The organism is Flavobacterium ginsenosidimutans, from assembly GCF_003254625.1.
Taxonomy (GTDB): Bacteria; Bacteroidota; Bacteroidia; order Flavobacteriales; family Flavobacteriaceae; genus Flavobacterium; species Flavobacterium ginsenosidimutans.
Map to the genome: position 1 here is coordinate 22,249 of NZ_QJRJ01000057.1, position 12,317 is coordinate 34,565.

The 12,317-nt window shown below is 31.5% G+C and carries 7 protein-coding genes; 5 read left to right on the forward strand and 2 right to left on the reverse strand.

Translation table 11 applies throughout. The features are described from left to right. The first annotated feature begins 3 nt into the window (after positions 1 to 3). From DM444_RS00490 to DM444_RS00505, 4 genes are read left to right on the forward strand one after another with little or no spacing between them, the layout of a single operon-like run. Entirely contained in the window at positions 4 to 6,501 is a 6,498-nt protein-coding gene (locus tag DM444_RS00490; RefSeq protein ID WP_111282967.1) for a fibronectin type III domain-containing protein, read from the forward strand. A gap of 3 nt (positions 6,502 to 6,504) precedes the next feature. Continuing rightward, positions 6,505 to 7,200 carry a hypothetical protein gene (locus DM444_RS00495; protein WP_162614888.1) on the forward strand — a complete coding sequence of 232 codons (696 nt, stop codon included), beginning with the start codon at positions 6,505 to 6,507 and terminating at the stop codon, positions 7,198 to 7,200. Next, positions 7,201 to 7,935 carry a nucleic acid/nucleotide deaminase domain-containing protein gene (locus tag DM444_RS00500; protein WP_111282971.1) on the forward strand — a complete coding sequence of 245 codons (735 nt, stop codon included), beginning with the start codon at positions 7,201 to 7,203 and terminating at the stop codon, positions 7,933 to 7,935. 6 nt (positions 7,936 to 7,941) lie between these two features. Then, the gene (locus DM444_RS00505; protein ID WP_111282973.1) at positions 7,942 to 8,442 is read left to right on the forward strand and encodes a hypothetical protein; all 501 of its coding nucleotides are present in this window, start codon (positions 7,942 to 7,944) and stop codon (positions 8,440 to 8,442) included. Between the two features lie 132 nt (positions 8,443 to 8,574). On the opposite strand, the gene DM444_RS00510 is transcribed toward DM444_RS00505, so the two are convergent. After that, on the reverse strand, positions 8,575 to 9,474 hold the full coding sequence (locus DM444_RS00510) for a LamG domain-containing protein (protein WP_239455547.1): 900 nt from the start codon (positions 9,472 to 9,474) through the stop codon (positions 8,575 to 8,577). A 389-nt stretch (positions 9,475 to 9,863) separates the two neighbouring features. Between DM444_RS00510 and DM444_RS00515 the strand changes: the two genes are divergently transcribed. Beyond that, a complete protein-coding gene (locus DM444_RS00515; RefSeq protein WP_111282975.1) occupies positions 9,864 to 10,883 on the forward strand; it encodes a DUF481 domain-containing protein in 1,020 nt (339 codons plus the stop codon). 108 nt (positions 10,884 to 10,991) lie between these two features. Here the strand turns inward: DM444_RS00515 and DM444_RS00520 are convergent, their stop codons facing one another. After that, a complete protein-coding gene (locus DM444_RS00520; RefSeq protein WP_111282977.1) occupies positions 10,992 to 11,906 on the reverse strand; it encodes a LamG domain-containing protein in 915 nt (304 codons plus the stop codon). Positions 11,907 to 12,317 lie beyond the last annotated feature (411 nt).

Consider the following 12,317-nt stretch of genomic DNA (forward strand, 5'->3'; position numbering starts at 1 on the left):
CAAATGCTAAAAAAACTACAATATCAACTATTTCTAACCCTTGGGTTTTGGCTTTCTGCAATGGTTTCTGGTATAGCACAAACTTATCCAGTAACAATAAGCACGCAAATTTCGCAACCATCGCCAATCTATTTAAGCAATTATGCCGATGCGACTACCATAAATAGTCCAATCAAAGTGCAGATTTCTTTAAACGATTTAACGATTTCTAATCGCCAGATTCGATTAAAATGTTATTTCCAAGGACAATCTATTTCATTAACAACAAACGATTTTGTGGTTGGAGCACGTGATCTTTATCTAGAAGGCGGTGTGCCCCTTCAGTTAACCAATGTAGATTTAGCACCATACTTTGAATATCAAAATCTCCTTGGAATCAATCCAAACCAATACGCTCAGGCACTTCCTGAAGGTATTTATAATTTTTCTGTTGAGGTTTATGATTTTGCGACCAACAAAAAGCTTTCTAAGAAAACCAGTGTAACGACAATTATTTTCCAAAATGATCCGCCGTTTCTAAATCTTCCTCTGAATAATGCTTCTATAATGCAGCAGAATATTCAGAACATTATTTTCAGTTGGACGCCACGACAAATCAATGTCAGCAACGTTGAATATGAATTTTCTTTGGTAGAAATCTGGGATAAATATACTCCAGTTCAAAATGCATTTTTATACTCACCTCCTCTTTTTACAACTACAACACGTTCGACTACGTTACAATATGGCGTTTCAGAACCGCAATTACTTCCTGGTAAAAAATATGCTTGGAGAATAAAAGCAAAAGCCCTTCAAGGAGCCGAAGAAATTGGTGTTTTTAAGAATAATGGATATAGTGAAATCTTCTCATTCGATTACGAAACCTATTGTACAGCACCACTTGCCATAAACGTTGACGGAATAAGCGAAAATCAAGCTAAAGTTTCTTGGTCAGGAAGTATCGATAACTTCGATTATCAGGTAAACTACCGTGAAAAAAATGCAGATTCGGAATGGTATAAAGTGGTAACTCCAAGAGAAAACCTTACTATTACCAATCTTAAACCTAATACTACTTACGAATATACTGTAGGTGCATCTTGTGAAGTTGGCAAATACACTCATAGTACAGTTAAAGAATTTAATACTCTAGTAAGAGATGAAATTGCTTTTCAAGGCTGTGGCTTAAAACCAGATCCAGCAGATTTAGCAAACACTACTCCGCTGAAAGAACTTTTGCCTAATGATGTTATCGCAGCGGGAGATTTCCCTATTGTGGTTTTACATGCAACTGGAAGCAACGGAACTTTTTCTGGTGATGGTTATGTAACGCTTCCTTTTATCGAAAAATTTAGACAGCTTATTGATGCAGCTGACACACTTATTGCACAAAGCGCAGAAGATAAAGAAGAAAACGAAAAAAGTGCTAAAGTAAATATAAGTGAAAACACTCGTATCAGGATTACATTCAACAGTATTGGTTTAAATACTGATTTTAAACTGATTTCTGGAGAGATTATAGCAGCCTATGATCCGAATTGGAGCAGTATGGCTGATCTTGATGGCGTGTTTAAAGATGTATTTGGAAGCGATGGAAAACCAGTTGAAGGCAAGCTTGATTATGTAATAGAATCAGTAACATTAAATCCTGACGGAAGTACTACAATAAAAGGAACTAATGGCGCTGTCACTGTTCTTCCAAAATCTTCTTACGATCAAGTTTATACTGATAAAGACGGAAAAACTGTTACGATACCAGCTGAAGCTAAAGGTGAACCTACTGTTTCAAATCCAGCTGAAGGCGGAAAAGCAACCGCTGCAAATACCAATGGTATATCTAGCAGTGGTGAAGTTGTTCAAATATCTTCTTCAGATGTTAAAATTACTTTTTCAAATGGAACTAATGCCAAATACGCTTTTGATCCACAGCCAAAAGATGGGCCTAAAAAGCTTTTAGAATCTTATGAAACCATCCCTACTAAAACGGGAGGCACATATAAGGTAAGTTATAAAGCAATATCTGACTTAAGTGATGATTTTGATTTCATTATTGCAGAGGCTGAATTTAAAAATGGTAAAACATTAGATGATGTTGTTTTTAAAACTAATGCTGGTGAAGAAGTCGCTACACAAAAAATCAGTGATACGAAAGTAGAAATAAAGATTAGTAAGAAATTTAATTTTGCTAAACATAGTATCATTGCTACAGTAAAAGGAGCACAAGAAAAAGATCCAAATGATCCTAGTAAAACTATTGCTGGTAAATCTGATATTGCTGGTAAAATAAACCTTTGGGATCTAACTCAAAAACCTTCAATTAATATAACTATTTTAAGTGTCAACGGAGCAAATGCACCAAGTACTGCAGATGCGGAAAAATTCCTTAATGACGTTTATAATAAAGCAGGAATTAAGTTCAATGTAACTTCACAAAATGTCAATATAACGACTCTACCTAACATAGTTCCTTGTGGAGACAGCGGAATTATGAATGTGTATACTGATGGACAAATTAATATAATAAATCAGATTGAAGCGAGTAATCTTAAATATGATGATGAAACATATTACATCATTTACACTGGTAGACCAGGGCAAGATGGATATAAAGGTTTTATGCCACTTGGAGGTCAATATGCTTTTGTATTTGACAATAATTTAAAAACTGCTGCTCACGAGCTTGGGCATGGTGTTTTTGGTCTTAAACATCCTTTCTCTACTGACACTGAATCAGGAAAAACGGATCTCTTAATGGATTATGGGAATGGTACTGTATTATCACATAACGATTGGGATATTATTCATAGCGGTGGATGGAAATTCTATGGTTTCCAGAAAAGTTCTTCTGGGGCTGATCGTCAAGCTAATGAACTTGATTTACTTGGAAATATTTTTAAAGTAACTGAAAATGAAGCTGCTAGTGGAAATATATTAGTAGCTCAGCTTTCTGAAAAAGTTCCTTTTCTAATTACAGGTTTTAATTTACACCAAACTGAAACTAAAAAATTACTTGCAACTTTTATTGGAAAAGTGTCAGGAAAAGAAGTAGTATATGAGCTATCTTATAGAGATAATGATTATAACCGCGTTACAAATATCGGGGATAAAATGCCATATCCTATTTCTTTAGAGAGTAACGGCGATGCAGTCATTAAAATTTTGAATGACCAATGTTCTTACAGTAGAAAAACAATTTATGGCTGGAAAAAACCTGAAAACGCAACTACTGAAAATGTAATTGAACAAATCAAAAAGTATCTTCAAAAGGATAATAATTTTATTACCGTAGCATTATATTCTGCCGATCCTTCATGTACTGTAGTTAATTCGTTAGTAGATTTAATTAACAATGACAAAAATAAATGTCAGCCCAATATTGTTGAAGCGGACGAGAAAAAACTTACTACGCTATTTGCAAAATCAAGTTTTACAAATACAGAACTAGTCGATTTAATTGTAAACCAGCAAGTTTGTATTTCTGCCTTAAGAAAAGTAAGCTGGGAAAATATAAAGAAGGCATTTAAACAATTAAGCTTATCTCCTGAAATTAAAAATGATCAAGAAATTGCCCTTTTAAGGGTAATGGTTGCTATAAACTCAAAAAATGTACCTGATTTCTACAATTTATTGTCTGCTAATAATCATGAGATTCTTATCAATTTAAACAAAGAATTACATGATCATTCTATTAATCCATATGATAATGAGAACTATACATCTTTCTATCAAGGATTAATGGCTATGTTTTCTATCAATAACCTTGATCTTGATAGATTAATTCCTAAAGATGATTCAGCTGCATACAATTTCATTAAAAATCTTGTCCCTGAATCTGTTACTGGTTTTGATGAAAGCTATTATTATGAATATGTAACAAACCAGTCCGTAAGTGATAAATTTAAAATGATTCCTGTTTTCTGGAAAAGCATATCTAATGAAACAAGAAAAAATCTGATTGATTTAGCAATCAACAATAATTCAATGTTTGATAAATCTGAGGAAATTCTTCTAAATCTCTTCATTCATGTAAATGATCGTTATGGAATAACTGAAGAATTACAAAAAAATAATTATAGCTTATTATGGAGCGTTTATAAAATATTGGATGGAAAAGAGAGAAAATTTTTCGTTCAAGACATTTTCTACAAAACATTAGTTTACAATAAAATTCCAAATGGTTATGCAAATAACTTAGCATTAGAAGTTAGTAACAAATACAATACGATTCCTCCTTTAACAGAAGTTCGAAAAGAGCCATACTTCATGTTCTATGATCAAGGACTTTTTAACGTGGTTTCAAATAATGGTGCTGTACTAGAATATCATTTGCTTTCTACTAAATTATTGAGTAACCCAAGTCGAATTCTATTTAATTGTAGTTATCAAGTAATAAATTCAAAAGACCCAAAAAATCCAATACAACATCTTTTTGATCTCGCCCCATATGATTATGTTGTCTTAGAGATTCCCAAAGATTTTACAGTAGATGGTAGACAATTCAAAAAAGGGCTTTTAGCCGTTCCTGCAATTTATGCTTACTGGATGATTAATGCTGTAGAAGACCATAATGATGCAATCTTATTTAGATTAGTAGCTGATGGGGTTGCTATAGCTTTAGCTCCATTTACAAGTGGTGGATCATTATTAACACTAGAATTAACAATGGTTTCCGCAGACATACTTATAACAGCAACTAATTATAATAATCCAGGTGCTATAAGTCCAAAATATAATGCCATCTGGGATGCTGTATATGCAATCTATAATTTACCAAAAGCCGTTTCTGGATTAACAAATTTAACACGAGGAGTTTTTCAATTTGCGGTTAGAGAAGGAAAATATATTGAAACTGTAAGAGTAATGCGAAGCAGCATTAAAAATTTGGTTGCAGATTTTCAAAATTTAAATGAAACGGAAAGACTAGCACATTTAAACGCACTTGATAACTTAGTAGAAACAATGTCTACTGCAATGAACGGAGGAACTCTTAACCCCGATGAAGTGAGAGTCGTTAAAAAAATGTATGATCTAGTTACTGAAGCTAGACTAAAATGTCAAAACATTGATCAAAGTCTTTCTTCAATTATAGATATAACAGTTGATAATGGAACTATTTTATTAAACAATGGAAAAGTAGCAAGTCCGGCAGTTGCAGAAGTTACGATTTCAAAAAATATAGTCAATTTAAAAAATATAAAATGGCAACCAACTAATGTTCAAAATGTAGAAATTGTAAGCACATTTGATAAACTATCATATATAGATAAAGCAGGGCAAACGACAACAGGGGCACTGAGCATTGTAGAAGACTTAAATAATAGAGGATACTTTTATGCTACTCCAAAATTATTAGGACCTGCAACATTATCATCTAGACTAGAATCATCTCAATTTGCATTATTAAAAAGTGAAGTAAATGCATTAGATTCAACTCTAAAAACTAAGTTCTTTGAAGATTTTGCACTTGCAAATGATGCTATTTTAAAAGAATTAGATGATATAGTTCATTACAATGACGACTACATTGCATTCAAAGAACTATGGAAAAACTCAAAAACGACTGATGTAAAAAATTATGCCGGAGATATAGATAAATTCAAATCTTGGTGGTATCCAAATAAAGCAAAAGTTAATAATGAATTTTTTATTAATCAAAAAGCATTTGAAAAAGCTTTAAATAAAGATTACATTGAGAAATTAAACCTAGAAAAAATTCCAAGTACAGTTAGGGGTCAATATTGGAATAATTATAAGCAAAGCCAATGGGAAAAACTCGAAGCCTTAGCAAAAGAATATAATATAAATTTTGACTCTAAAAATAATGCTTTATGGCCACCCGCAAATGGCGGATATGGAGCACTAATTAAAAGGGTACCAAACAAAAATGAAGTATTTGACAGATATAGTGGTTCTTTTGAAGACCTTCCTGACGGGACACCAAATTTAGGAGGAGCTTACACAAGTCCTATGTTCAATGGAAAACCTTATGACTTTGATAGTAGAGCATTAAATATGGAAAGAAACGAATATGATTTTTATTATCAAATTATAATTAAAGATCCATCAAAATTTGAAATAGAAACTAACAGAGCAATTCCTTGGTTTGGAAAAGTTGGAAAAGGTGAACAATCACGATTCATAATAAAAGACATTGATCCTATAACTGGTTATCCAAAAACATGGTCTCAATTAGCACTGGAAGGATCTGTTGAAGTAATTGTTATGGAATCGCCAAGTGGTAAATATGCAACATGGGTTGGAAAAGGAAGAACAATATCTAAAACTATAGCTAGTGGCGCAGATACTTTAAGTGAATTTAAAGCATTAGGATTTACAGATGATGTAGCAGCTAAAATTGTTGCCAAGAATAAATCATTAAATTTGCCTGAAACAGAAGTGAAAACATTGATGCAAGATTTAAAAAGTAACTCTACTTTAATGAAAGCTGTTAGTAAAAATCCTGATAATGGCATTGATGCTTGGAAGATATTTAGTGATAATAAGAAACCTTTTTGCGATTAGGAAATGATGCAACTAACAAAAATTGAAAAGTTATATAAATTTGAAAATGTAAACAAAAAAATAAAATTTGTTTATGCTGGATGGGAAGAACCTAACAGAGGTCAAGAACTTGTATACTATACTTTATTAATTAACGGGGTAGATAAAACGCAAGAATTGTTTTCAGAAAAAAAGATCCAGTGTTTTATCGATGAAAAGATTGAAACAGAACATCCTATTAAAAATTTTGCATTTATTCCTTGCAGAGATTTATTTTTATTAGATATGGAAAATTTTAGCAAAGTAAGTTTGAAGGTTTATTTTAGAGAAGATGGTAAGACAGTACAAGACAGTTTAGTTGGCAGTTTTTTTTATGAAAAAAATCATCTATTGATTAATAAAAGAAGCCTAATTATAACAGACCTTTCAACTTTACAAAATATCAAAGTAAAGTTTGAAAAAGACATTGCGATCGAATGGGCATTTTTTATTAATACAACACAAATACAAATTGTTCAATCATTTTCTAATACCTGTTTTGTATACGATTTGATAGAACAGAAAATTATCGATAAAAAAAAGATTATTAACGAATTGCTTTATCCTGATATATTTCGATGGATCTACAGAGGGCAAGAATATAATTCAAATCAATTACAAATGGAGCTACTCCAAAAAAAAGAAAGCCAATTTATAAGTACTTATTTTAAAATAGAATAAATGAAAAATATATTAAAAAGATTCCTTTTTTGTTTAATACTATTAGTTCAATTTATTTCATATGCTCAAGGTGAAGACAATATATGTCCTGTATTAGCTCTAGCAAATGATCTATCAACAGCTAATGCAGAATTCAAAACTTCAATTAAAGATCCAGAAATTTTTAATGCTTGGAATCTATTAAGCAAAGAATCTCCTGCCTTAAGAACTAACATTGAAGAGTTAAAATTAGTTTCTAAAAATTTAACTGAAATTAATAAAGCTGGCGGATATTTAAAGTGGAAAAATACATTCCGAAATGTAATAAAGTTACCCTTAGACACTGGTGATTTAGGAAAAATGGCAATGAGTTACAGAAAGTCCAATAATTTTTGGCACGATGGAAATATTGCTGTTTTTGAATATTTAGATCTAAATGGAAATACAAAAACACTTGTTCAAACAACTATTCCTAATAATGGAAGGCACGCAGAAAGATTAGCCCTTGAAACATTAGAAGCACAAAATATTCCACCAAAAAATATTAAGAGAATATATTCTGAATTAGAAGTATGTGAACTAGAAAGTGGAGGCGTCGGCCAAGGCTGTACAAAAATGCTTTTGGACAAAATAGGACGTGATTTAGAAATAATTTATAGCTATCCTTATCCAGGAAAAGGCTCCGATCTCGACGCAAAAGCAATAAGACAAGCATCTTTAAATCAAAGAGCCATTGATTTTAATAATTTTAAATAACTAGAAATGATAATTGAAAATAAAGTAATCGAACATTTCGGTTCTAATTTGATTATTAGAGCAATTGAATTTAGTTTAAGTCAAAAATTAACTAAAGAAGAAGAATTAATTATTTCAAGCATTGGATTACCTAGTAATATTTTGAACTTTGAATTTGTTGATAACATTTCTTTATTATCAGAATCTGAAATCATTATTGGCAAAACATCTTATAATTCTAATATTATTTTAAATTTAAAATCAAGGGTAATAACTAGAGATAATGAAATTTTTATTTCGAAATCTCTTAAAAATTTGGTATTACAACTTTATACGTACGATCATTTATGGACAATTGATATACCCGAAAAAAAATTTGGTAATTACAGGGAAGATTCTAATCATAAAAAATATGCAAAATATCTAGAAATAGAATTATTGAAAATAGATTCAGATTTATTTAAAAATGATAATGGATATTTATGGGGTTCATTAGTAGAAGATATAGAATTTGGTATAGTAGGATAATATATTATTTAAACATGCCCTTAATAATCTTAATAATAAATAGCGCATATCATTAAATTTATAAACTACTTTAAAAAAGCCTTCTGAAAATCTCAGAAGGCTTTTTTATTATATTAAAAACAAATAAGAACTTTACTTTTTCGCGTTCGTATTGATAACCTTAATCAAATAAGTACCTTCAGGTAAATCGCCAATATTAGACGCATTAGCACTCATGATTTGTTTTCCTTGCGAGAAGACCTCGATTATTTTACCATTCTTAGTAGTTTCTGCTGAAGAAGCAGCAGGCGCCGAAGCTTTTGCTGGTGATCCAACAGATCTCGCTGATGAATTAGAAGCTGATGCTAATACAGCAACTTGATTATTCGCTGGAGCAGCTTTCGAACTGTTATAGGCTTCTAAAACCTGTTCGTCTGTCATGGCCACACTGTATAATCTTATATCATCAATATCAGCATTGATACTGGTTGAAGTATTTAATTTTCCTAAATTTAAAATATAACCTTTCGCTGAACGCTGAATTCCATCAGCCGCTTTTAATAATACACCGTTTCGGTAAATTTTTGATACATTACCATCGTAAGTAACACTGTACATATACCAGGTCTCTTTTGCAAGAGGAACAGAAGCGATAACATTGTTGCTATCTCCCCACCCTACTAGACTTACATCCGCATTTCCTCCAGTTACTGGCTGCTGAACTAAACCAAAATACTGTCCATTTACTGCTGCACCATAACCTAAAATATAGTTAGGAATATTTACAGCATTAAATTTTACCCAAACCGAAATTGTTTTGGGTTTATTATCTTGCGGAAGCTCACCAACAACAGCTTGCAAAGATTTATTAGTTAATCTTAAAGCTCCTCGCGGCGCACCCATTCTGTCATTTACATAAATTGGAGTTCCAACAAATGAAATGCTGTTATCGGCGCTGTTTAGATTACCATTGAAATTAAATTCCTGCACCGGATTTTGTGCATTGGCAGTTAAAAAATTTACAAACATGAATGTGAGTAATATTTTTTTCATAGTCATAGTAGTTTTTTTTCAGAATGTTTTGGAGTTACGGTAAATATCTTTAACTCTAAAATTTGATTGCTCAAACCTTACAATTAAATTTTCAGTTATTATTTTTACAAATTTTGTTAAAACTATGATTTTTATTCAGCATCACCAAACAATTCCTACACACAAATAAATAATTCTCACAAAAATGATGTTTTTACCTCAAAAAGAATATCGCAAGATCTGTTTAAAGCTTTATAAGGCCGATTTAGGAAATTCAATACCATCATTAAAAAACACCAATACAATTTATCTTAACTGTCAATAGGATTTTTTCAGGATTCTGTCCTACATTTCTTTTTTATTTCTAACTTTAACATTAAAAGCTGATAATCAAATAAATAAAACTCCGTATGAAGAAAATTTTGCTTTTGTTTTTTCTTTTATTTTTCTTCAATATCAATGCACAAATCTGTGATACTTTAGTATTGAAAAACAACGATATTATTGTTGGTGAAATAAAAACAATGAACAAAGGTATCTTACAGATCGAAACCGATTACAGCAAAGACGATTTTAAAGTCGAATGGAAATATGTAAAAAGCATCGGTTCAGAAAGAGTTCATATTATCAATCTTTCCAATGGTAATTTATTAAACGGAAAAATTACTAAAATCAAAACTCCCAACAAATGCGAAATCACCAATATCGAAACACAGACCAAAAGCATTATTGATCTTAGTGATATTGTACGAATAAAACCCGTTGATGACAGTTTCTGGGACAGACTCGATGCTAGTTTCGACGCCGGAATCAAATTGACTAAAGCGCAAAGTTTACAGCAATTAACTGTAAACGTAAATTTAGGATACACTGCAAAAAAGTGGTACGGAACGGCAATGTACAAACAAATCCAATCCATACAAGATGACAGCGAACCGATTCGCAGGATTGACACCGATTTGAGTTATGTCCATTTATTGCCAAGAGATTATTTTATTCCGCTCTCTATTGTTACTTTAAAAAATACAGAACAAGATATTGATTTGCGTGTGGTGTCAAAAGCTGGTTACGGAAAATATCTCATGCACAGCAATAAAAAATATTGGGGCCTTGCCGCAGGATTGTCTTTTAACCATGAACGTTTTACAGAGACAACTGAGCCCAATAAAAGTTTGGAAATGTTCTTAGGCAGTGATCTTAATTTATATGATATTGGAGATTTTAGCATTCAGTCAAAAGTGAATGTTTTTCCAAGTTTAACAGAAAGCAAAAGGGTTCGTACCGATTTTTCAGTAGACACCAAATACGATTTGCCACTTGATTTTTTTATCAAACTTTCTTTTGTCTATAATTACGACAATAAACCAAAAGAAGGAGCTTCAAAAGATGATTATGTATTTCAGACCACTTTCGGATGGAAATTAGACTAAAAAAAGCCCTCTGGATTACAGAAGGCTTTTTCTTTTACTAGTTCAAAAATGTTATTGCCGAAGCAACGTAAGAAACTAAACTAACATTAAAAAAACAAATGAAAACCTTTATTTTGAAGTGATTTTTTTAGCTGGAGCATTGGTGATTTTTAATAAATAGGTTCCTTCTGGAAGACTGCTGATATTTGTTGCATTACTTCCTTCAATTTTTTGTCCTTGAGAATAAATCTCAACACTTTTTGTAATTCCGCTAACATCACTTGAAGTTAATATTGTAGCATTATTTTGCTGTTTAACCACTTTTCCTTTCACTACAGTTGCTGATGTGGCTTTAGATTTTTCTACAGTTGAAGCGATCGAAACAACAGGTTTTTCACTTTCATATAATTCTTTAACCTGATCTGCAGTCAACGCTACATCATAAATTTTCAAATCGTCTACATCAGCATTAATACCAATTGTAGTATTAATTTCTCCTAATCTAAACACAGTACCATTCGTAGAACGTGTCATTCCTTCTAAAAACTTTATTAGTTTTCCGTCTCTATATATTTTAGAAGTTGCTCCTTCGTATGTAATGGTATAGTTATACCAAACATACTTTTCAAGTGGTGTAGGAACAATTACGTCATTTGAAGCTCCCCAAGCAGCTAGACTCAAATCGGAATTTGAATTCGTAGTTCCTTGATGTAATAATCCGAAATATTGCGCATTATAAGGATTTCCATAACCCCAAATATAATTAGCAGCAGCAATATCATTGAATTTTATCCAGACACTAACTGTTCTGGCATTTTTCCCTTGTGGTAGATTGTCGATTACGGCTTCTAGGGCTTTATTATTTAATCGTTGGGCTCCTTTTATAACTCCCGCCCTATCTGTGACGAAATTATCGGTTCCCATAAATGAGATTGTGTTTGCGGTATTGTTTAGAGTACCATTAAAGTTAAATTCTTGAATTGGTGTTTGTGCATTAGCATTCAAATAACATACAAACAAAACTGTAAGTAGTAATTTTTTCATAATAGTTAGATTTTGGGATTAAACAACTCATGTCATTTTAACACTGCTAAACTAGACCATTATGAATTTGGACGAAAATATTTCCGACAACCTACCAAAATACTCGTTAAAATAACGAATATTAGTCATTTTATACGACTAAACGCGTTTATGAACTTTCAAAAAATAGTATTAAAATTATCCATTTAATTCAATCATCTTAATAATTTCTTACGTATAAATACGGTATTTTTAAAAATAAGAGATTTAAAATATTTCAAAACAAAAGAAAAACACCTTTCAAAAAGCGTTTAAATCAAAAAAAAAACTCCATTCATAAGAATGGAGTTTTATATATTAAAAGTATGTCTTGTCCTGAAATAGCGATACACAAAAAGTATCATTATGGAAAAAGATCAAGAATTGCGCTAT

Coding starts and splice junctions, on each gene's coding strand:
- DM444_RS00490 (WP_111282967.1), top strand. CDS start 4: ATGCTAAAAAAACTACAATATCAACTATTTCTAACCCTTGGGTTTTGG.
- DM444_RS00495 (WP_162614888.1), top strand. CDS start 6,505: ATGATGCAACTAACAAAAATTGAAAAGTTATATAAATTTGAAAATGTA.
- DM444_RS00500 (WP_111282971.1), top strand. CDS start 7,201: ATGAAAAATATATTAAAAAGATTCCTTTTTTGTTTAATACTATTAGTT.
- DM444_RS00505 (WP_111282973.1), top strand. CDS start 7,942: ATGATAATTGAAAATAAAGTAATCGAACATTTCGGTTCTAATTTGATT.
- DM444_RS00510 (WP_239455547.1), bottom strand. CDS start 9,474: ATGAAAAAAATATTACTCACATTCATGTTTGTAAATTTTTTAACTGCC.
- DM444_RS00515 (WP_111282975.1), top strand. CDS start 9,864: ATGAAGAAAATTTTGCTTTTGTTTTTTCTTTTATTTTTCTTCAATATC.
- DM444_RS00520 (WP_111282977.1), bottom strand. CDS start 11,906: ATGAAAAAATTACTACTTACAGTTTTGTTTGTATGTTATTTGAATGCT.